23 protein-coding genes and 3 pseudogenes are annotated in these 19,080 nt (G+C 68.8%); 15 read left to right on the plus strand and 11 right to left on the minus strand.

Annotated elements, in window-relative coordinates; translation table 11 throughout:
- Window positions 1-68: 68 nt before the first annotated feature.
- Both ACZ3IC_RS29860 and ACZ3IC_RS29865 read left to right on the plus strand, forming a co-directional pair.
- Window positions 69-752 carry a uracil-DNA glycosylase gene (locus ACZ3IC_RS29860; protein WP_467421192.1) on the plus strand — a complete coding sequence of 228 codons (684 nt, stop codon included), beginning with the start codon at window positions 69-71 and terminating at the stop codon, window positions 750-752.
- Between the two features lie 136 nt (window positions 753-888).
- Complete coding sequence (locus ACZ3IC_RS29865; RefSeq protein WP_467421194.1) at window positions 889-1,374, plus strand: hypothetical protein; 486 nt, start codon at window positions 889-891, stop codon at window positions 1,372-1,374.
- 54 nt (window positions 1,375-1,428) lie between these two features.
- On the opposite strand, the gene ACZ3IC_RS29870 is transcribed toward ACZ3IC_RS29865, so the two are convergent.
- Entirely contained in the window at window positions 1,429-1,881 is a 453-nt protein-coding gene (locus ACZ3IC_RS29870; protein WP_467421195.1) for a hypothetical protein, read from the minus strand.
- Window positions 1,882-1,956: 75 nt separating this feature from the next.
- Window positions 1,957-2,289 (minus strand): annotated as a pseudogene (locus ACZ3IC_RS29875) (TetR/AcrR family transcriptional regulator); the annotation flags it as partial.
- A 451-nt stretch (window positions 2,290-2,740) separates the two neighbouring features.
- Here ACZ3IC_RS29875 and ACZ3IC_RS29880 point away from each other — a divergent pair.
- Window positions 2,741-3,640 (plus strand): Gfo/Idh/MocA family protein, encoded by a 900-nt coding sequence (locus ACZ3IC_RS29880; RefSeq protein WP_467421197.1) that lies wholly within the window; start codon window positions 2,741-2,743, stop codon window positions 3,638-3,640.
- 130 nt (window positions 3,641-3,770) lie between these two features.
- Window positions 3,771-4,118 carry a hypothetical protein gene (locus tag ACZ3IC_RS29885; protein ID WP_405689522.1) on the plus strand — a complete coding sequence of 116 codons (348 nt, stop codon included), beginning with the start codon at window positions 3,771-3,773 and terminating at the stop codon, window positions 4,116-4,118.
- A gap of 24 nt (window positions 4,119-4,142) precedes the next feature.
- Here ACZ3IC_RS29885 and lnt read toward each other — a convergent pair whose 3' ends face one another.
- The 3 genes from lnt to ACZ3IC_RS29900 form a co-directional block, all read right to left on the minus strand.
- Window positions 4,143-5,804 (minus strand): apolipoprotein N-acyltransferase, encoded by a 1,662-nt coding sequence (gene lnt / locus ACZ3IC_RS29890; protein ID WP_467421199.1) that lies wholly within the window; start codon window positions 5,802-5,804, stop codon window positions 4,143-4,145.
- A gap of 99 nt (window positions 5,805-5,903) precedes the next feature.
- Entirely contained in the window at window positions 5,904-6,401 is a 498-nt protein-coding gene (locus tag ACZ3IC_RS29895; protein ID WP_467421201.1) for a nuclear transport factor 2 family protein, read from the minus strand.
- 68 nt (window positions 6,402-6,469) lie between these two features.
- Entirely contained in the window at window positions 6,470-7,345 is an 876-nt protein-coding gene (locus ACZ3IC_RS29900; RefSeq protein ID WP_467421202.1) for a universal stress protein, read from the minus strand.
- Here ACZ3IC_RS29900 and ACZ3IC_RS29905 point away from each other — a divergent pair.
- From ACZ3IC_RS29905 to ACZ3IC_RS29915, 3 genes are all read left to right on the plus strand, one after another.
- Entirely contained in the window at window positions 7,344-7,586 is a 243-nt protein-coding gene (locus ACZ3IC_RS29905) for a hypothetical protein (RefSeq protein WP_467421204.1), read from the plus strand. The genes ACZ3IC_RS29900 and ACZ3IC_RS29905 overlap by 2 nt on opposite strands.
- 48 nt (window positions 7,587-7,634) lie before the next feature.
- A complete protein-coding gene (locus tag ACZ3IC_RS29910) occupies window positions 7,635-7,904 on the plus strand; it encodes a hypothetical protein (RefSeq protein WP_467421206.1) in 270 nt (89 codons plus the stop codon).
- A 121-nt stretch (window positions 7,905-8,025) separates the two neighbouring features.
- Window positions 8,026-8,280 carry a LapA family protein gene (locus ACZ3IC_RS29915; RefSeq protein WP_467421208.1) on the plus strand — a complete coding sequence of 85 codons (255 nt, stop codon included), beginning with the start codon at window positions 8,026-8,028 and terminating at the stop codon, window positions 8,278-8,280.
- Between the two features lie 50 nt (window positions 8,281-8,330).
- Here ACZ3IC_RS29915 and ACZ3IC_RS29920 read toward each other — a convergent pair whose 3' ends face one another.
- Window positions 8,331-8,471 (minus strand): hypothetical protein, encoded by a 141-nt coding sequence (locus ACZ3IC_RS29920; RefSeq protein ID WP_467421211.1) that lies wholly within the window; start codon window positions 8,469-8,471, stop codon window positions 8,331-8,333.
- A gap of 16 nt (window positions 8,472-8,487) precedes the next feature.
- Between ACZ3IC_RS29920 and ACZ3IC_RS29925 the strand changes: the two genes are divergently transcribed.
- Window positions 8,488-9,078: a hypothetical protein gene (locus tag ACZ3IC_RS29925; RefSeq protein ID WP_467421212.1), complete on the plus strand. Its 591-nt coding sequence runs from the start codon at window positions 8,488-8,490 to the stop codon at window positions 9,076-9,078.
- 458 nt (window positions 9,079-9,536) lie between these two features.
- The gene (locus ACZ3IC_RS29930) at window positions 9,537-10,106 is read left to right on the plus strand and encodes a hypothetical protein (protein WP_467421214.1); all 570 of its coding nucleotides are present in this window, start codon (window positions 9,537-9,539) and stop codon (window positions 10,104-10,106) included.
- Between the two features lie 154 nt (window positions 10,107-10,260).
- Here the strand turns inward: ACZ3IC_RS29930 and ACZ3IC_RS29935 are convergent, their stop codons facing one another.
- Window positions 10,261-10,413: a hypothetical protein gene (locus ACZ3IC_RS29935; protein ID WP_467421217.1), complete on the minus strand. Its 153-nt coding sequence runs from the start codon at window positions 10,411-10,413 to the stop codon at window positions 10,261-10,263.
- Between the two features lie 224 nt (window positions 10,414-10,637).
- Window positions 10,638-12,269: a multicopper oxidase family protein gene (locus tag ACZ3IC_RS29940; protein ID WP_467421218.1), complete on the minus strand. Its 1,632-nt coding sequence runs from the start codon at window positions 12,267-12,269 to the stop codon at window positions 10,638-10,640.
- Between the two features lie 833 nt (window positions 12,270-13,102).
- Here ACZ3IC_RS29940 and ACZ3IC_RS29945 point away from each other — a divergent pair.
- The 3 genes and pseudogenes from ACZ3IC_RS29945 to ACZ3IC_RS29955 all read left to right on the plus strand — a co-directional run.
- Window positions 13,103-13,237, plus strand: coding sequence for a hypothetical protein (locus ACZ3IC_RS29945; protein ID WP_467421241.1), 135 nt, complete (start codon window positions 13,103-13,105; stop codon window positions 13,235-13,237).
- 324 nt (window positions 13,238-13,561) lie between these two features.
- Window positions 13,562-13,903 carry a hypothetical protein gene (locus tag ACZ3IC_RS29950; RefSeq protein WP_467421220.1) on the plus strand — a complete coding sequence of 114 codons (342 nt, stop codon included), beginning with the start codon at window positions 13,562-13,564 and terminating at the stop codon, window positions 13,901-13,903.
- Window positions 13,813-15,039 (plus strand): annotated as a pseudogene (locus ACZ3IC_RS29955) (major capsid protein); the annotation flags it as partial. The gene ACZ3IC_RS29950 and the pseudogene ACZ3IC_RS29955, both read left to right, overlap by 91 nt.
- On the opposite strand, the gene ACZ3IC_RS29960 reads toward ACZ3IC_RS29955, so the two are convergent.
- Window positions 15,040-15,480 (minus strand): hypothetical protein, encoded by a 441-nt coding sequence (locus tag ACZ3IC_RS29960; protein ID WP_467421223.1) that lies wholly within the window; start codon window positions 15,478-15,480, stop codon window positions 15,040-15,042. It abuts the pseudogene before it with no gap.
- A gap of 131 nt (window positions 15,481-15,611) precedes the next feature.
- Between ACZ3IC_RS29960 and ACZ3IC_RS29965 the strand changes: the two are divergent.
- Window positions 15,612-15,969, plus strand: a pseudogene (locus ACZ3IC_RS29965) (hypothetical protein); the annotation flags it as partial.
- Window positions 15,970-15,979: 10 nt separating this feature from the next.
- Here the strand turns inward: ACZ3IC_RS29965 and ACZ3IC_RS29970 are convergent.
- Window positions 15,980-16,969 carry an alpha/beta fold hydrolase gene (locus ACZ3IC_RS29970; protein WP_467421225.1) on the minus strand — a complete coding sequence of 330 codons (990 nt, stop codon included), beginning with the start codon at window positions 16,967-16,969 and terminating at the stop codon, window positions 15,980-15,982.
- Between the two features lie 141 nt (window positions 16,970-17,110).
- Here ACZ3IC_RS29970 and ACZ3IC_RS29975 point away from each other — a divergent pair, with 141 nt between their 5' ends.
- Window positions 17,111-17,761 (plus strand): helix-turn-helix domain-containing protein, encoded by a 651-nt coding sequence (locus ACZ3IC_RS29975; protein WP_467421228.1) that lies wholly within the window; start codon window positions 17,111-17,113, stop codon window positions 17,759-17,761.
- Between the two features lie 159 nt (window positions 17,762-17,920).
- On the opposite strand, the gene ACZ3IC_RS29980 is transcribed toward ACZ3IC_RS29975, so the two are convergent.
- Complete coding sequence (locus ACZ3IC_RS29980; RefSeq protein ID WP_467421230.1) at window positions 17,921-18,367, minus strand: NUDIX hydrolase; 447 nt, start codon at window positions 18,365-18,367, stop codon at window positions 17,921-17,923.
- A gap of 139 nt (window positions 18,368-18,506) precedes the next feature.
- Between ACZ3IC_RS29980 and ACZ3IC_RS29985 the strand changes: the two genes are divergently transcribed.
- Window positions 18,507-18,923 (plus strand): VOC family protein, encoded by a 417-nt coding sequence (locus ACZ3IC_RS29985; protein WP_467421231.1) that lies wholly within the window; start codon window positions 18,507-18,509, stop codon window positions 18,921-18,923.
- The last annotated feature ends 157 nt before the right edge of the window (window positions 18,924-19,080 follow it).

Here is a 19,080-nt window from a genome sequence, read left to right on the forward strand (position 1 = left end):
GGTCTGTTGTCAGTGGCCCCCGGTAGGTTCTCGGGTGAAGAAATGATTACCTACCGGAGGTTGTTGACGTGACCGACACCGACCTGCTGCCCGAGTCCTGGCGCGGCGTTCTCGCCGAAGAGCTGCAGAAGCCTTACTTCAAGGAGCTCACCGAGTTCGTCGAGGAGGAGCGGGCCAAGGGGCCGGTCTATCCGCCGCGCGACCAGGTGTTCGCCGCCCTGGCCGCCACGCCCTACGACAAGGTGAAGGTCCTCGTCCTCGGTCAGGACCCCTACCACGGCGAGGGGCAGGGGCACGGGCTGTGCTTCTCCGTGCGGCCGGGGGTGAAGACGCCGCCCTCCCTGCGGAACATCTACAAGGAGATGAAGGAGGAGCTCGGCCTGCCCGTCCCGGACAACGGGTATCTGATGCCGTGGGCCGAGCAGGGCGTGCTCCTGCTCAACGCCGTGCTGACGGTGCGGGCGGGCGAGGCCAACTCGCACAAGGGCAAGGGCTGGGAGAAGTTCACCGACGCGGTGATCCGCGCGGTCGCCTCGCGGCCCGATCCGGCCGTCTTCGTGCTCTGGGGCAACTACGCCCAGAAGAAGCTTCCGCTGATCGACGAGGAGCGCCATGCGGTGGTGAAGGGGGCGCACCCGTCACCGCTCTCGGCCAAGAAGTTCTTCGGCTCCCGTCCGTTCACGCAGATCAACGATGCCGTGGCGGCGCAGGGACACGAGGCCATCGACTGGCGCATCCCCGACCTGGGCTGACGCCGCAGTTCTGGGCCGGGCCGGCGGCGGGCCCGGAGGACCGGCGCGGGACGCCCGCTGGAGCCTCAGCGGGATTGACCGCGGCTGCGGCTAGCGTCGAACGGAAACGGGTGGACGAGTGCGCAGGGAGGCCGCAGTGACGGAGCAGCGGGAGGCATCGAAGGATGCCGTCATGACCAGGATCGGCCAGGCCATCATGCTGCTGCACGGCGGCGACCGGGAGGAGGCCCGCCATCGCTTCGGCGTGCTCTGGTCGGAGATCGGCGAGGACGGGGACGCCCTGCACCGGTGCACTCTCGCCCACTACATGGCCGACACCCAGGACGACCCCGGTGATGAGCTGGCCTGGGACCTGCGGGCATTGACCGCGGCCGGCAGCCTGACCGACGAGCGCGCGGCGCAGCACTCCGATGCGCCGGCGGTGCGGGCGTTCTATCCCTCGCTCCATCTGAACCTCGCGGCGGACTATATGAAGCTCCAGCGTCCCGAGGCGGCCCGGATCCATCTGGACCGGGCGCGTGCCGCCTCCGGTGTGCTCGCGGACGACGGGGCCGACGACGGATACGGGGGAGGTGTCCGCGCGGCGATCGCGCGGCTGGAGCTGAGGTTGCGGGAGCTGTGAGGGGTGGCCCGTCCGCGGTGGACGGGCCACCCGCTCGACTCTCCCGTACCGGGGTCAGTGGCCGTAGGCGTTCTCGCAGATCCGTGACTGCGGGCTGCCTGCGGGCCAGTGCCCGTATCCCCGTCCCAGTGCGCAGACGTCCGTCCCGGTGACGGGGGCCGGCGGGGCCGGGACGGGCGCGGTCATGGCGGGCGGGGCCTGACGCGGCCGAGGCCGTGCAGCGCCGGGGTGCTTCCCTTCCTGCGGTGCGCGGTGCGCCGCGCGGCGGGTGTCCGGCGCTTTGCCGGTCGCCGGGGTGGACGCGGGGGCGGACGGCTCGGGGGCCGGTACGGCGCCCAGACTGTCGTGGACCGGTGGCCGCACGATCTGTGGCGCCAGGTCCTGGGCGGGCCTGCTGGTCCCGGGCCGGGGCGGAACATCCGGCTGCGGCGCCACGGACACACAGCCGGACAGTGTCGTGACCGCCACGCCGACAAGGAGCTTCACGGTGATTCTGGTTCGTTGCACCTGATCAACTCTGCTGTGCGGACCCGGCTTCGAGTGAGCCGGGGAGCGGGGAATGGCCCGCACGAGTGACGCCGGTCAGCGCAACGTTCCCTGAGGCCCGAGCATCCCGCGCAGCAGTTCGGCGCAGCCGGTACGGAGTTCCTTCTGGGCCGGTGCGGAGCGGTGGTACGACCCTGCGGCGCACGAGAACATCGGCCCCCTCGCACCGGGCCACCAGGGACAGGATGTGCCGCTCGGGCTCGGGCGACCCGGTCGCCGTCATCAGTGCCATCAGCGGCTCGCGGAACCGCCGGCCCGTCGCGCGAAGAACTTCCGCAGCTCCGGGCATCGGGTGGCCTCCAACGCGAACCCGTAGCGGCAGATGAGCAGTTCGCGATGGCGAGTGAGATACCGGTACCGAGCGGCCGCCGGACCTCTCGTACTCGTACGAACAGCGCCGCCGCGACCGAGCGCCCCTTCGCCCCGCACGAGACCTGGAGGCGCGGTGCCCTCTGGGGGAAACCCAGTCGCTCAAAAACGGCCGGGTCCAGGCCAACGGGGGCTGCCGTCGCCCCCGCCGGGGCCCATGACACCGACGACGAGAAGTGCCGAGCCGATGCGCCGGTTCGGCTGACCGGCGCCCCGGCCGTGGCGGCTGCGCGACGCACTGATGCGGACCGTCTCGCGGTTCGACCCCACGCGCGTCCCGCGCACCTTCGACAGCATCGCGGACCGGTGGGCGCCGCAGCACACGTATGCTGCCCGGGCGAAGGACGCGCCGAGGTCACCGCGGCAGACATCGGCTCTATGAGCTCGACGGGGCATCCACACCCGGTGGACACCGCGCCGGTCGGCGCTGAACAGTGAGAGGGAGACCCTTGTGAAGGTCGGCTGCATCGGGCTCGGCGACATCGCGCAGAAGGCGTATCTGCCGGTTCTGACGACCCTTCCCGGGGTCGAACTTCACCTCCAGACCCGCACCCCCGCCACCCTGACCACGGTCGCCGAGACCCACCGGATCCCGCCCGGGCAGTGCCACACCGACCTCGAATCGCTGCTCGCCCAGGGCCTGGACGCCGCGTTCGTCCACGCACCCACCGCCGTACACCCGGAGATCGTGGGCCGACTTCTGGACGCGGGCGTCGCCACGTACGTCGACAAGCCGCTGGCCTATGAACTCGCCGATTCCGAGCGACTGGTGAGCCTGGCCGAAGAGCGCGGGGTGAGCCTCGCCGTCGGTTTCAATCGCAGGGTCGCGCCCGGATACGCGCAGTGCGCCGAGCACCCGCGCGAGCTGATCCTCATGCAGAAGAACCGGGTGGGCCTGCCCGAGGAACCACGCACCGCGGTGCTCGACGACTTCATCCATGTCGTCGACACCCTGCGCTTCCTGGTGCCGGGGCCGATCGAGCACACTGTCGTACAGGCCAGGATCCGCGACGGTCTGATGCACCATGTCGTACTGCAGCTGTCCGGTGACGGATTCACCGCCGTCGGCGCGATGAACCGGCTCAGCGGCTCGACCGAGGAACGGCTGGAGGTTTCGGGCCAGGACTCCAAGCGCGAGGTCGTCAACCTCGCCGAGGTGATCGATCACAAGGGGCAGCCGAGTGTACGGCGGCGCGGCGACTGGGTGCCGGTGGCCCGCCAGCGCGGCATCGAGCAGAGCGTGCTGTCCTTCCTGGACGCCGTGCGGGCCGGAAAGGTGCTGAGCGCCGCGGACGCCCTGCAGACACATGAGCTGTGCGAGCGCATCCTCCGCGACCTGGACTGCGCCTAGGCTGTCCGGCCCTGATTCGCCGGACAGCCCCGGAGCCGGTGTCCATCCCGGGCCCGCGGCCCCGGGATGCGTCGGGCCCCGCTCCGATGCAGGCTGGGGAGATGGACCACCGGCCCGTGGAGGTGACCTCGTGAGGCCCCACGACGAGCCAAAGGGCTGGGGAGCACTCCAGCCGCCGCCCGGCTACTACTCGGCCGACGGGCGGCCGCCCGACGCGATGCAGCGCGGGCTGATCCTCGACTGGGCGGTCAATCAGCGGATCGCGAGCGGCTGGCGTGTGGAGTCGCGTTCCGAGACGCAGGTCGTCATGGTCCGGGGCCGCCCGCTGAACCATGTGCTGCACGCCATCCTGATGGTGTTCACCTGCTTTCTCTGGGGTGCCGTGTGGCTGGTGCTGGCCGTGACCAACAAGGTCGAGCGGATCTCGCTCACCGTCGATGCCCAGGGCCGCATAGTCTCCGTGAACGGCCCCGGATAGCCCGGCCGGACCCCGCTCCAGGGCTCACGGCCCGGCGCGACCGGTGCGACCCGAGCGACCGGTGGGTTCGGTGCGACCGGTGGGTTCGGCAAGCGCCGGAGCCGCCTCACGCAGCGCACCGGCCGGCCCTGCCCGGTGACGCCTCCTGAGCGACCGCACCCCCTCGAACGCGCAGAACACGGTCAGCACCGCCGACGCCCCCAGCACCGGCCAGTCGCCCAGCCGTACATAGAGCGTCGTACCGGACGCCAGCGGTACGTCGAACACGGCGGCCCTGCTCGTACCCGTACCCAGCGGGGCACCGATCCGCGCGCCCTGGGGGCCGTACACCGCACTGACACCGGTGAGCGTGGCATGCACCATCGGGCGGCCGCTCTCGGCGGCCCGCAGTGCCCCGAGCGAGGCGTGCTGTTCGGGCGCCCAGCTGTGCTGGAACGACGAGGTCGACGACTGGGCGATCAGCAGGTGCGCACCGTCCCGGGTCAGCCGTCGGCTCATGTCGGGGAACGCGGACTCGAAGCAGACCAGCGGCCCGATGCGCAGACCGTTCCCCCCGGCCGCCCCGGGGACGGACATCGTCACCGGGCGGGCGCCCCGCAGCCGGTCCTCACCCGCAGCCCTGCCCAGGGACGAGGCCCAGCCGAGCACCGACCGGGCCGGGACGTACTCACCGAACGGCACCAGCCGCATCTTGTCGTAACGGTCCCCGGTCAGTCCGTCGGGACCCACCAGCACAGCGGATTTGAAGATCCCCGCCCGCCCCGGCCCGTCGGCCTGCCGGGCGTCCATATTGACCAGCACATCCGCGCCCACCCGACGCGAGAGAGCCGCGATCCGGGCGGTGACATCGGGGTGCGTGGAGAGGTCCACACCCACACTGCTCTCGCCCCACACCACCAGATCGACGCCGCGCCCCGCCAGCGAGCCGGTCAGCCGCTCACCGACGGCGAGCCGACGCTCCACACTGTGGGCACCCGCGACCACGCCCGGCTGCACGACGGCGATCCTGGCCACGCCCGACTGCTCGGGCCGTGGTGCCCACACCACCATCGCCCCCACGGTCAGGGCGCACACCACGATGCCCACGACGGCGACCGTACGGGCGGCGGCGGTCACGAACAGCAGGGCGACGGCGGTGTTCACCGCCACCAACAGAAGGCTCACCAGCCACACCGCGCCGACGGAGGCCACGCGCAGTGCCGGAGCCACCTGCCACTGGCTCGCGCCGAGCAGTCCCCAGGGACCGCCGAGCCCCTCCCAGGAGCGGGCCAGTTCGATCATCAGCCAGCCGCACGGCACCACGACGACCGCGGTCGCGGCGGCCGCGGCGGACACCGGCCCGCGCAGTATCCGGAAGACCAGTAGCCCCCACGGCGCCCACAGCAGACCGAGCAGGGCCGCCAGGATCACGATGAACACATGGAGACTCGGCATCAGCCAGTGATGCACGGCGAGCAGGTAGCCGATCCCGCCGAGCCAGCCGTCGAGCGCCGCCCGGCGTCCTGTACCGGCGGACCGGATCAGCAGCAGCCACGGCACCAGAGCGACATAGGCCAGCCACCACAGGGAAGGGGCGGGGAACGCGAGCGCGGGCAGCGCGCCCGCGAGCAGTGCGAGGCACCCGCGCCACCGGCCGGACCGCAGCATCCGATCCCACTGCTCCCGCCGACCGACCGGAATCCGCATGCCGCGCCTCCTCGTCCTGCTGATCAGCAGTGTCCTCCCTGGTCACCCGTTACGCAGTTCTTCCCCGGCGCGGGGAAGCGGAAGCGCTGCAGGGCGGGCTCAGCGCGGCGCGAGGGATTCCGCTGTGCCGCGCCACTTCTCGTGGACGGTCACGGTTCGGATCCGCCAGCCGCTCCCCGTACGCGACAGCGCGAAGGCGTATCGCCCGCCGGAGACGAAGTTCGGTGCGGTCGCCCGTACCCCGGGGCCGTTCTCACCGCCCACCGTGCTCTCCAGCCGCATCGGGTTGAGGTAGTCGGCCCCCACCTCGGCGCGGTCGCCCGGGTACCCGCCCAGGTCCTGGATGTCGAGTCGGCGGTTGACGATCAGGTGCTGGCGTACGGGGAAGAGTCGCATGGTCTCCGCAAGCCACTGGGCGACCTCCGCGGCGGACCCCTCGACACCGCCCGCGCTGCGGTAGTCGGCGCGCCCGTCCGCGGTGAACAGGGCCCGGTAGTCCGCCCATTCGCCGTCGTCCACCGCCCTCGCATAGCCGGTGATCACTGCATCGATGGACAGCCGGTCCATCACGGTCGCGAGATCCACGCGCTGTGTCATCGGGTCAGTGTCTGCCCGTCGGCGTCCGAGGCCAAGAGGCATGCACGCACGGCGGCCAGGTATCGCTGTCAGCAGGGCACCACGGCCACGGGGCCGAGCGCGTGCGTGAGCGTGGTCTGGGCGACGGGGGAGAGCCCGAGCCCGAGGGATTCACCGCCCTTGCGCCGCCCGATCACGGTCAGCGCCGCGGTCGCCGATGCCGTGACCAGGGTGCGTGAAGCGGAGCCGCTGACCGGTTCCTTGACGACCTCGATCTGCGGGTACTTCACCTGCCAACCGGCGGTGAGTTCGGCGAGGGTCCGCTCGGCCGCATCCGCCGCCGCGTCCCGGTCGAAGACGGGGCCGCCGGAAAGCATCGAGGAGAACATCGTCCAGCCGTGTACGATCCGCAGCCGTGCACCCGGCCGGGAAGCGGCCGTTGCGAAGGCGAACTCCAGCACCGCTTCACTGCTCTCGTCGGCGGCCACACCCACGACGATGTCCGGGAAGGCCTCCGCCGTCTCCCCTGCCCTTTCGTCCTCGTCCTCGTCCGAGCGTCCGCTGTGGATGACGACGACGGGGCACTTGGCCATCGATGCGGTCGCCAGACTGTTGGAGCCGAGCATCAGGGACCGGAAACCGCCCAGGCCGCGCGAGCCGACGACCACCAGCGACGCATCACGGCTGAGCGAGGTGAGCGCCGCCGAAGGGAAGTCCAGCGGGGTGAGCGTCGCGGGGTGCAGTTCCGGAGCGATCCTGGCCACCCTCCGTACGGACTGGGCGAGCAGGTCCTCGGTCTCGTGCTGCTGCGTCTCCTGGCCGGTGCGCCGGGTCGGCGTCCGGGCGTGCACGATCACCAGAGCGAGCCCCCGGCGGACGGCTTCGTGGGCGGCCCAGTCGAGTGCCTCGCGACTGTGCGACGAGCCGTCGACGGCTGCGATCACGGGAAACTCGTTACTGGTCATGATCTTCCTCCAGGTTCCGGCGGTACAGGTTTCAGGCTGGTACGCGCACGCGCCGTACGGCAGGGACTTTCGGCCCCATCTGCCCGGAAGATCCGGGCCCGCGGACTGTTTCTTCATCGACGATGTCACGGCCAACGTGACCGCGGCGGTGGCCGCCGGTATGCGGGGGTTCCTGTTCGAGTCCAACGCAGAGACGATCACGGGCATCGAGGCGCACTTGACGCACCGGGCCGGGCAGTGAGGTTTCCGGTCCACCGCGATTGTCAGTGCCGGGTGCAATCCTGCCCCCATGGATGAGCTGATGCGGCAGCGGCGTGTGTATGGCGCCGACCACGACGATCCCGACCCGGGACCCCAGCCGGGTCACTCCTACCGGGAATTGGTGGGCGGTCCGCTCGACGGGCTGCTCCTCGACGTGACCGGCTGGACGGAGACAGCGCTGCGCGAGGGAGCGGCGCTGAACACGGAGATCGGGCGGTTCGGCCCCGGCGGTCGAGCGGAGTACGGGCCCAGGGGCGGCGACTGCGACCGGTGGGACTGGCAGGGCGGCATGCCCTGACCCGCCACGGTCGCACCATGTCGTACGGGCGCGGCCGGTGGCTGCCGATAAGCCCGCGGCGCAGCGAGTGACGCATGCGATCCGTCAGGACTGAGTGCCTGAATCGCCCAATACTGGAACCATGGCACCGAAGACGTCTCGACCGCACGCCCCGCCGACCTTGACCGTCAAAGGCCGGGACGTACGGATACGCACCATCGGGATCGTGTTGCTGACAGGTATTGCGATCTGGTTCATCGCAGGGAACACCGAGTCGGTCGACATCCGGCTGTGGGTCCCTGTCGTCACCCTGCCGCTCTGGACGGTACTGACCGTGACCCTGCTGGTCGGGCTGGTCATGGGCGCGCTCCTGGCCCACCGTCGAGCGAAGCGCTGAGCCGGCGGACGGAAATCGGGCCCCGGCCCCGCAGGCATGCGTACGTGCCGCTAGCCCGCCGACTCGCCCGCGTGCGGGCTCAGAACCCCCGCGCTGACCAGGGCGCACGCCTCCGCCTGGACGGACGACCAGCGCAGCGAGCTGATCGACAGCATCCGCGCCCAGGCCGCCGCACTCCCCGGCCCCATCACCGGCCGCACGTTCGGCGTGAACCACTGGAACCCCGACTCCGACTCCCCGGCCTGGGTGTGGGCTGTCGGCGACGACCGCGACAGCGACGGCCCCGCCCTCCACGACGCGCGCGCCATCGCCGTCCAGGCCCTCGAAGACACCCACGACCGGCCCGACACCCCCGCCCAGCACTCACCGTGGGTCGCCCATACGACGGCGGTCTACAGCGCAGAGACATGGCCGTTCGAGCTCATGGGTGAGCGACTCGGCCCGGTCGTCTTCGACCGCATCCGGATCGCGTTCGGCGGCGACCACCACGACATCCCGATCGGCCCCGAACAGGAGGAACCCATGGGCACGCCCATATCCGCGGCACAGGACACCTCACCGCCGCCCGTCCGCAACTGGTCCACCCCCGACATGACCGCCCTCGCATTCGAGGACGAACAGACCGGCGACGGCCGGGTCTTCGCCCCCGGCGCCCTGACTGGGACGGAAACGGCCCCTGGCCGCTCCAGTACGCCGAAGCGATGGGCGAGGGGCACCAGGGTGCGGAGCTGGCCGGCGCCATCCACACCATCGGCCGGGACAGCAGCCGCATCACCGGCAGCGGCGTCCTCTACCTGACCCAGGCTGCCGGGTTCGACGCCTTCACGCTCCTCGACCAGGACGCCCCGCTCGGCGTGTCCGTTGACCTGGACGACGTGGACGTACAGCTCGTCGACCCACCACCAGCCCCGACGACGAACCCGGCACGGTGCTGGAGGCGTCGTTCGCGTCTGCCAGCGCCATGCGCCTCGCTGACGGCACGTGGATGATCACCGGCCGTACCAGTGCCGACTGGACCGCGTCCGGTGCCGAGATGGCGCACAGCGCCCGCACCGTCATGCTGTTCACCGGCCCGGCGGCACCATCACCGCCGCGACCGCCCGCCGCGTCTTTGGTGACCAGCTCACCGCGGCCGCCGGAGACTCCGACCCGAACGACGCCGCCGTCTTCCACGAGGAGAAGTCCGGGGACTTCCCAGCCCCCGCGAGCTCGCCGACAGGCTCGACCTGGCCCTGGAGGACGTCCGCGCGCACATCATGCGGGCCCTGAAGGACGGCGCCGTTCTGCGGATCGGCCGCGGCCTGTATGTCGGCGTCAGCGCCATCCCGGAGGGTCATGCGACGGCCGCCGCCACCGGAGACCTGGAGCTGCCCGCCCACGACGGCCAGGAGACGGCCACTGCCGGCGCATCCCTGGACGCCCTGTACGACGAGCACGGCGACGAGATCATCGCATCGGCCTGGCACGCCATCCAGGCCGAGGGCCCCATGCCCGCCGAGTGGTTCCGCGAGCCCACCCGCGAGGAGCTGCCCCCGGGAAGCGGCGGCGTCCACATCGTTGACGGCCGCGCGTACGGCTGGGTCGCCCAGGCCGGCGTACCGCACGCCGCGCACGGCCGGAAAGTCACCATCGAGAAACTCGCCGCGCGAGGCCTCGACTACAGCCACTTCCTGAGGACGAAGTTCCGCCTCGACGACGGGACCGAGGTCCGTGCCGGTGTGATGACGATGAACGTCGGTATCACCGCGACGGGTACAAGTGCGAGACCGCGGTGTGCCAGTTCGACGACACACGGACCGTCGGCGCCGTTGTCACCGTCGGCATGAACGACGGCGGCATGTGGTTCTCCGGTGCCGCCGCGCCCTGGCTGTCCCCCTGAGACCGCACTGTCTTCCAGGCGTGCCAGCCCAGCTACCACATGACCCAAGGCCGGGACGGGCGCTGGCAGCTCAAGGCCGTGCTGTCCGTGCCGGTCCCCGGTCACTCCTCGCCGCTCACCGCCGCCGCTGTCATCGACCGGGCCAACCTGGCGCTCACCGCCGCCGCGGCAGTCCTCGACGAGCCCACCCCCCAGCCCGAACCCGTCACCGCTCCCGACAACGCCGAGGCTCCGGACGTGGTCGGCCAGATCACCGCCGCGCTCCTCCAGGCCGTGTCAGGGATCGGTCCGCGCACGCCGAGCGGCAGGTGTGGCTCGAACAACTCCCACTCTGCATCCGTCGGATCACCTCGCGTCACCCCGGATGTCTACCGTCCCGAGCCACTCCGGCGGAGCGATTTGACCAACAGCGATCTGAACCTGGAACAAGCCCAAGCTTGGTGGCGTTCGTGTTACCGGGCTGACATGAGTAGATTCATCATGACCGCGTTGCGTGGCCGTCTTCATGATTCTGCGCCTCGCCGTGTGAGGAAACGTCGCCCGAGCTGTCTTCGTCTTTGACGACCGCCCACGGGCGCATCTTGTCGTTGTCCTCGTGTTCCAGGATGTGACAGTGCTGCATGTACTCCGCCGGCAACGTGGTCCCGCTACCCGAGATGCCGGGAATTCCGGATGGCACATCGAACCGTTGGATAATCCTGGTCACCGTGTCGGTATAGACCTTGACGGTATCCTTCGGAGCCAGCAATTCTTCCGGATCGGGGGGGAACGGCCGTCCTGTGAGATACTTATCCAACTCCGGCTTGGCTTCTGGCGTTCGGCCTGATTCAATCCACTCTACATAGTCCCGCTCATAGGCGGCTTTATCGAACCTCTGCCGATTAAGTACCTGGAAGTGGACGAGGTGGTTGTGCATCGGGTGGGCATCATGCGTCAGATTTACATACTCCCAGATCTCAGTTGTTCCCACCTTGACGAAGTCTTCGTTTGGCGCCGTGAAAGGTAGCGAATTGATGAGGTAGGGATTATCGTGCGTATACTCGTCACCTTTAGGCTGAATCAGAACGAACTGACGCCGAGTTACTCCGGGTGATGGCTGGAGTGGCCTGACCGGCGGCAGAAAGAGCTTCTTGGGCGGCGTTGTCTGATCTGGACGGGACAGCGGTTCGGTCACCTGGAACTGCATGATCTCGCCGATCACCGGGCCACCACCATTGGGAAAGTGAACTGGAGCGTCGAAGTTCGATAGTGTGACCTCCGTGCCGAGTGGCACATCGGTGAAGTCGACGATCAGATCGATCCGCTCGGCCGGTGCCAGCAGGGTGCTCTTTACCTTCAGCGGCTTATTGGGGAGGAAGCCGGAGTCGGCCGCGATCACCCAAAACGGCAGGCGCTTCTTACCAACTTCGAACCGTAGGCGCCAAAATCGCGAGTTGGATGCGTTGAGAACGCGGAACCGGTAGCGTCTGGGTTCGACGGCAAGGAACGGATACGCCTTCCCATTTACGACCGGAATCTCGCCGCCATCTTCCACGTCCAGATTGTACAGAAGCGAACCGTCTGAGTTGAAGCTCTTGTCCTGCAGGACAAGAGGAACCTCGAAATCGTTTCGCGGCAGGTTGAGACTCTCTTCAACGTCGTCACGTTGCACAAAGAGGGCGGCCAGTCCCGCATAGACGTTTAGCCTAGTGAATGCCAACGCGTGGTCGTGATACCAAAACAAGCACGATTGGTGGTCGTTGGGGTACGCATAGATCGCCTCGTTGTCCTGAGCCCCCTCCAATGTGAAGTATTTCGGGCCCTTGTGCTTGCCGTCCGCCGTGTACCACTGTTCGGCAAGACCATCAGACTGAGGTGGTGTGAAGTTCCCGTGCAAATGCACGGTGGTCGGAACGTTGACTCCTTCTGGAATGCCGTGAGTGAGTCCATTCCGGCGCATTTCGTCGACCTTGGACTGGAAGAGATGGGTGGCCGGCAGTTCGTTGCGGTAGTTGACGACCACGGGGCAGTTTCTTCTGGCGACGATTGTGGGCCCCAGGTACCCCATGCCGATCATCCGTCCGTCTGGGTCTTTCGGGTTCTTAGCCCAGTAGCCCCATGTGGTGGCCATGCCTAGGTCTCGATGGAACTGCCACGAACGTTGGAGCATTGTGATCTCGTAATAGTCGACGCCGGGAAAGGCGGCTTCCTCGCTTGGGAGCGGGATGGCCCTCGGCGGCCTCGGCAAGGGATCAACATACTTTGCAAGCTCGGGGGTCGTGCGCTTGGAGACTCCAGGTGAGGTGGCCGCTCTCGACACCCCGCTGCCCAACCCCGCCACGCATAGGCCTGTGGCCATGGAAAGGAGTCCAAAGTCTCTCCTCGTAAGCTGCATACCTTCTTCGCGAAGTGACAATTGATTCTCCCTTTTTGATGACTAGTCAGGTCCCGTTGCTCTCTCGCGATTAATCGGGAAGCCGGATTTTCCGCGGAAATGCTCTGCCCTTCTGGAACGGGAGAAATTTTCCATACTTTGCGCTTCTTCGAAGGAGGGACACGCTGGGAGGGCTGCAGGGTTGTTGAGAATTCAGCTCGTGTGCTTTTCAGGAGTTTCCAGGAAAGTACAGGCACAGCTGTCTCAAGGGAGCGGTTGCTGTTTGTCGAGGGGTATCGTCCGCCATCCCTCCAACGTCACTACTTCGACGAGTACGCAGCCCAACTGCGAGCCGGCACCCGGAATGGGCTGCTGAGCAGGTCCGGTCGGCAGCCAGCCAGCCGCTACGTGTCCCCGCCCGAGATCGCACCGCACAGCGCCGGGGCAGCTGTTGACCTGACGCTCGCTAACGACGATGGGCGCGAGCTTGACATGGGCACTCGCATGAAGCCCTCTCGGAGGAGAGCGCGGGCGCTTGTCATAAGCAGGCCGACAACATCAGCGACGAGGCTCGCTTCCATCGGGACATCCTGAGCACTGCGCTAACCGCTGCTGGCCTGGTCAACTACCCCACAGAGTGGTGGCACTGGTCATACGGAGACCGCTACGGGGCCTTGCAGACAGGAGCGGCAGTCGCCCACTACGGGCCCAGGAAAATCGACTGACCGCAGACTTCACGAAGGCCCCGAACCATAAGTAGTCTCCGTGGGTGCAGGCCAGAGACCTCGGCCTGCGCCTGAGGAAATGACACGTTTCTTGAGACGAATTCGCCATGACATGTCGTGAGACAGCTTCGAAAGCCGCAGGTCAGAGCGATGCTCTATGGCACGGATCGCGGGATCCTACAGCATGGCTCCCACCTGAGCCCGCGTAACAGCCTGCGGCGGGTGGTGGGGCCTTGACGCCGCGTCGGCCGCCCGTGCGGCTAATATTCCTAGACGACAGCTGGTTCAGGGTTGTGTCAGGTGCTCACACAGGAGACATCTGACATGCCCGAGCCGTTCGAGCTCCCCGCAGACCTCAACACACTGGACGACGAGCAGCTTGCTGCCGCCCTGACGGACGCTGTCGAAGCGTTCGACGCCAAGGCCAAGTCCAACCTCGTCACCACCGACGGCATCACGGCCCTGCGCGCCCTCACCTCCGGTATCGAGGCGATGCGGCAGGAGCAGCACGATCGGATCAGCGCCGCGAAGGCCACCGCGGCGGAGATCGAGGAACTGGCCGCGAAGGTCCGGGGCGAGGACCCGGCGGCGGCTCCTGCCGTGGAGCCGCCGGCCGTGGAGCCGCAGGACCCCCGGCCCCGGAGGCTGCTGCGTCAGCGTCCGTAGTGAAGCGGCACGCACTCAACCTCGCCTCGGTGCGGGCTGTGCAGGCGCGTGTGCTGCCCGAGCCGCCCGCCCCGACGACCGTCATCACCGCGGCCGTGGACGTCCCCGGGTACACGCCGGGGGCCGCCCTGGAGTTCGGGCAGATCACCTCGGGGATCATCTCCCGCGCCAACGCCCTGCAGACCGCTGGCGGTGGCGCCGGCCAAGTCATCAGCTACCGGCATCCGTACTCGCAGGACCCCATCGTCACGGACTCGTCGTCCGCGCCGGAGGGCACCACGGTCACGCTCGCCGCGTCGTCGCAGCGCCGCCTCCCGCAGCAGGAGCTCATGGCGTCCGGCGGGTGGTGCGCCCCCAGCGAGACGATCTATGAGCTGACGGACACGGCGTGCCCGGACATGCTGTGGGACGCCCCGGAGAGCCAGCTCTCCCGCGGCGGGCTGCGCTACTACAAGCCGCCCAGCCTGGATGTGTCCGCGCTCACGTGGGTGCACACCGAGGCCGACGACATCAGCGGCGCGACGAAGCCGTGCTTCAAGGTCCCGTGCCCGGACCCGACCGAGGTCCGCTGCCGCGCGATCGGTGTGTGCCTCGAAGCGGGCATCCTGACCCAGCGGCACTTCCCGGAGCTCGTCTCCTGGTACCTGCGCAATAGCATGATCGCGCACGAGATCCGCCTCAGGCAGGAGCTGTTCCAGGACGCCCTGAACCTGGCGACGCCGGTCACGATGCCGGAGTCGTTCGGTGCGGTGAGCTCCGTGTTCGAGGCCGTGGCGCTCCAGGCCGCCGACATGATCGAGCGGCACAGCCTCTGCGAGTCCACCGCCCTCGAGGTCGTGTTCCCGTGGTGGTCCAAGAACCTTTTCCTGACCGACCTGGCCCGCCGTAACGGCGTCTCCCTCCGCGAGGTGAACCCGGGCATGGTCCAGGACCTGTTCAGCCCGCTCGGCGTGCGTATCCAGTGGGCGCGCGGCCTGGCCCCGGCCGTCCCGACCGAGATCGGCGCCAAGGACCCGGCCACCGTCTGGCCCGAGACCGTCAAGTTCCTGATGTACCCGGCCGGCTCGCTCCAGATCGGGCGCGGAAGAGGTCAACCTCGGCGCGATCCACGATTCGAGCAAGTTCAAGACGAATGACTACACGGCCCTGTTCACGGAGGAGTGCAGCACGCTCGTTGACCGGTCCGTGGACACCCGGCTGGTGAGCGTTCCGGTATGTCCGAACGGTGCCACCGGCGCCCGGCCTCCGCAGTACTCGTCGACGGACGACATCGCCGAGCGGGTCAGGCAGAGCCGCCGATGAGTACGCCGCCGGAGCCGGAAGCGCAGGCCGTTGCGGTCGAGTTGGAGAGATTGCGGGGGACGGTCACGACGGGGTTCGCTGAGGTCAAAGGCAGTCTGGCTGTCCTCGTCGAGCGGTCCACACGTACCGAGCAGGACCTCGTACGCCTCCGCAACGAGACGCAGAGGTCCCTGGACGCGCTGGGGACCGAGGTCGACGCGCTCAAGGCCCGGCGGTGGCCCCTCGGCATGGTCGGAGCGATGGCCGGCGTCATGGGCGCCGCGACGGGGGGCCATCGCCCTGTTCCGGTGACCCGCCCTTCGAGACTGAGCGCCCGCCCTCCCGCTCCGGGGCGGGCGCTCTGCCATGCTGGCGGTCATGGACGACGGCCAGGACCTCGACGAACTGATCGCGTGCATTCAACAGAGAAGTCCGGCGCGGTCTGCTGCGGCACACCCTCTACCTAGAGGAGCTCACCCACCAACTCGCCGCCGATTGGACGACCTACCGCCACCACCGCTGGCCGGCCTCGTCCAACCCCCACCTGCTGGTCAGCCAGAAGAGCGCGGTTGACCCGACCACCCGGCCGTCAGCATCGGCACCCTGAGCGGAGCCCTTTCCCGCGGGCTGACACTGAGCGGCCTGAGACAAGACCGCATCCTCAACGAAGCAGCCGAACGCGCTACCCGCTCAGGCTGATGCGGCTGTTCGGCATCGCCCAGCAGACCGCCATGCGCTACGTCACCGCCGCCCACCCCGAACGAACCGCCAAGCTCCCCAGGTAGCCCGCCTGGTTCAGCCCTGGAGGGTGGCGAGCCAGTCGGTCAGCAGGCGGTTGACCTCCTCGGGGCGCTCCTGCTGGATCCAGTGGCCGCAGCCGTCCAAGAGGTGGGAGGCCGACAGGCCGGGGAGGGTGGTGGGGTAGGCGTCGATGGCGTCGGACATCCAGGTGGTGGAGGCGTCCAGGGCGCCGCCGATGAACAGGGACGGCTGCTTGATCGGGGCTCCGCGGTGCGGGGCGAGGTCTTCCCAGTCTCGGTCCATGTTGCGGTAGCGGTTGAGTGCGCCGGTGATCCCTGTGCGCTCGAACTCCCCGGCGTAGACGTCGAGGTCGTCCTCGCTCAGCCAGGCCGGGAGGGCCCCCGTGGGGAAGCGGTCGCGCAGCCGGCCGCCGCCGCGGGCGACGAAGTGCGGGTCGGGCTCGCCCTGGGCGGGCATGGTGTCGGCGGACAGGGCCGCGTAGAAGCCCGCGAGCCAGCCCCGGACGTCGGGCTCGATCTCCGCCTCGGCGCGGCCGGGCTCCTGGAAGTAGGAGACGTAGAACTCCTGCTCGGGGCCGCCGATCTGGCCGAAGATGTCGGTGGGGCGGGGGCCGCCGGGCGGCGCGTAGGGGACGCTCAGCAGGCCGACGGCGCGGAAGACCTCGGGGTGGAGCAGGGCGGAGGCGGCGGCGATGTTGGAGCCCCAGTCGTGGCCGACGACCACTGCCTTCTCCTCGCCGAGGGCGCGCACGACGGCGACGTTGTCCTCCACCAGGTCGAGCATCCGGTAGGCGTCGGTCGCCTCCGGCTTGGAGGAGCGGCCGTAGCCGCGCACGTCGATCGCCACCGCCCGGTGGCCGGCCGCGGCGAGGGCCGGGAGCTGGCGGCGCCAGGAGTACCAGGACTCGGGGAAGCCGTGCACGAGCAGGACCAGCGGGCCGGTGCCCTGCTCGACCAGGTGCAGGCGCCCGGCCGGGGCCTCGACGGTACGGTGGCGGAGCTCGGCGGTCGGCTCGGGCTGCATGGGCTTCTCCTCGGTTCGCGGGCGGACGCGGCTACCCATCGATCATGCGGCGAGGCACCCGCCCGACGCGATCAGCGTTGCCATTCTGGCAAACTCGCAGGGCAGAGCGGTGGAGCGGCACAGCAAGAAGGAGCGGGAAAGGTGGCAGTCGACGACGTGGACGGCACGCTGGCCGCGATGGGGACCCGGTTGCGGGCCGCGCGCGAGCACCACGGCGCGACGCTCGCCGGTGTCAGCTGCGCGACCGGCATCTCGACGAGCACGCTGTCCCGGATCGAGACCGGCCAGCGCAAGCCCACCCTGGAGGTGCTGCTGCACCTGTCGAAGGAGTACGGCGTCTCCCTGGACGAGCTGGCCGGCAGCGCACCCGCCCCCGCGGCCGAGCCGCACGCTACGGCGCCGCTGAGCTTCGGCGACGACAAGGCGGTGCTGCCGTTGACCCGGTACGTCGGCGGCCTGCACGCCCACAAGCACGTCCTGCCCGCCCTCGAGGACCCGCCCGCGCGGCCCCGTCAGGTCTCCCATGACGGCCACGAGTGGCTGTGCGTCCTGTACGGGCGGCTGTGGCTCGCCCTCGGCGACCAAGACCTCATCCTGACCCCCGGGGATGTCGCCGAGTTCGACACCCGCACCCCGCACGGGGTGGCGAACGCCAGCCCCGGCGGACCGGTCGAGTACCTGATCATGTTCGGACCCCAGGGCGAGCGCCTACGGCCGCGCACCCCTCCAGCCGCTGGTCGCGGGAACCGCCAGCCGAGTCGCGCCCAGGCCGGCCTCGAAGGACAGCCGTAGGATCCGGAACCCGCTCCGACAAGACAGCGAAATCACGACCTGCACGTAGGTTCGGGGCCAAGGGCCGCCCAGATTCCTGGAACTCGCGCACAGCGAGAGGGGCCCACCGACGAGCGGGCAGAACTCCTCTCATGGGGGAGTCCGGCCTTGTACGGAGGTTCAGCTCCAGCCGTGTTCCGTCATTGCTCTGCCGTCGCCGCCCAGGTATCCGAGGAGCCCTTCCCTGGGGTATTTGATGATGTCTTCGGGTAGGTCGTGCACGGTGTGCCACTCCAGGGCCAGGCACTTGTCCGGTTCCCGGTTGACGGGCTCTCCGGTCCACTCGGTGGCCAGGAAGAAGAACCCGATGCGTTCGACGGTGTCGCTCTGCTTGTGGTGCACGACGTGCACCAGGCACAGGTGTGCGGGGTCGACCGATACCCCGGTCTCCTCCATCAGCTCACGGGCGGCCCCGTCCGGCAGGGGCTCGCCCTGGTCGAGCTCGCCGGACGGCAGGTGCCAGCGGCCGTATCCGTATGGGCCGCCGCGTTGGGAGAGCAGCAGCTTGTCGCCCGTGCGGAGGATGACGTGGGTATCGATGACGGGTTGTGCGAGTTGCGGTGTCATGGTCCCTGAGAGGTTGTTGACGGTGGTGGGGCAGTCGACGCTACTGGCGGATCAGGGATCGCGTCGGCGATTGCGGCCGCAACCTCCGTAGGGGTGGCGGTGCCGGTGTTCTATCCCGTCCGTACTGTCTGGAGGAGTAATGACCAGTAGGTTCACTGAGTTGGTTGTCGACTGCCACGATCCGGAGAGGCTCGCGGCCTTCTGGTGCGCGGTCCTGGGCTTCAAGGTGATCGACCGGAGCGAGGGTAAGGTCGAGATCGGCTCCTGGGTGCCGACCGTCGAGGAGGTCCGGGCCCGCCAGATGCCGCCCACTCTGGTGTTCATCCGGGTGCCCGAGGGCAAGACCGTGAAGAACCGGCTCCACCTCGACGTCAGCCCGATCGACGGCAGTACCGACGACGAGGTGGCCAGGCTGCTCGGCCTCGGCGCCGCCAAGGTGGACGCGGGCCAGGGCCCCGGCCGGAGCTGGGTGGTCATGGCCGATCCCGAGGGCAACGAGTTCGATGTCCTGCGCACCCTGGCACCGTCCAACCAGATGATCGGTCCCAAGGGTTAGTGGTCGTAGGCGGTCAGTGAGCGCAGGACGGGCTGTCCGCTCTGGTCGTTGTGCCAGATGGCGGTGTGAACCGCCCCGGGTTCGGTAGAGATCTCAGATTGTGGTTGTGACCTGGGGTTTCGTTGATTCCATGTAGTAGTTGGCTTCGTACTCGACG

Source organism: Streptomyces sp. NPDC002958, from assembly GCF_055563255.1.

Excerpts from the sequence above, each read along its gene's own strand:
- lnt (WP_467421199.1), bottom strand. The coding sequence starts at position 5,804 with ATGCGGATTCCGGTCGGTCGGCGGGAGCAGTGGGATCGGATGCTGCGG.
- ACZ3IC_RS29895 (WP_467421201.1), bottom strand. The coding sequence starts at position 6,401 with ATGACACAGCGCGTGGATCTCGCGACCGTGATGGACCGGCTGTCCATC.
- ACZ3IC_RS29905 (WP_467421204.1), top strand. The coding sequence starts at position 7,344 with ATGATCTTCCTCCAGGTTCCGGCGGTACAGGTTTCAGGCTGGTACGCG.
- ACZ3IC_RS29900 (WP_467421202.1), bottom strand. The coding sequence starts at position 7,345 with ATGACCAGTAACGAGTTTCCCGTGATCGCAGCCGTCGACGGCTCGTCG.
- ACZ3IC_RS29910 (WP_467421206.1), top strand. The coding sequence starts at position 7,635 with ATGGATGAGCTGATGCGGCAGCGGCGTGTGTATGGCGCCGACCACGAC.
- ACZ3IC_RS29915 (WP_467421208.1), top strand. The coding sequence starts at position 8,026 with ATGGCACCGAAGACGTCTCGACCGCACGCCCCGCCGACCTTGACCGTC.
- ACZ3IC_RS29930 (WP_467421214.1), top strand. The coding sequence starts at position 9,537 with ATGCGGGCCCTGAAGGACGGCGCCGTTCTGCGGATCGGCCGCGGCCTG.
- ACZ3IC_RS29940 (WP_467421218.1), bottom strand. The coding sequence starts at position 12,269 with ATGGCCACCACATGGGGCTACTGGGCTAAGAACCCGAAAGACCCAGAC.
- ACZ3IC_RS29950 (WP_467421220.1), top strand. The coding sequence starts at position 13,562 with ATGCCCGAGCCGTTCGAGCTCCCCGCAGACCTCAACACACTGGACGAC.
- ACZ3IC_RS29960 (WP_467421223.1), bottom strand. The coding sequence starts at position 15,480 with ATGGCCCCCCGTCGCGGCGCCCATGACGCCGGCCATCGCTCCGACCAT.
- ACZ3IC_RS29970 (WP_467421225.1), bottom strand. The coding sequence starts at position 16,969 with ATGCAGCCCGAGCCGACCGCCGAGCTCCGCCACCGTACCGTCGAGGCC.
- ACZ3IC_RS29980 (WP_467421230.1), bottom strand. The coding sequence starts at position 18,367 with ATGACACCGCAACTCGCACAACCCGTCATCGATACCCACGTCATCCTC.
- ACZ3IC_RS29985 (WP_467421231.1), top strand. The coding sequence starts at position 18,507 with ATGACCAGTAGGTTCACTGAGTTGGTTGTCGACTGCCACGATCCGGAG.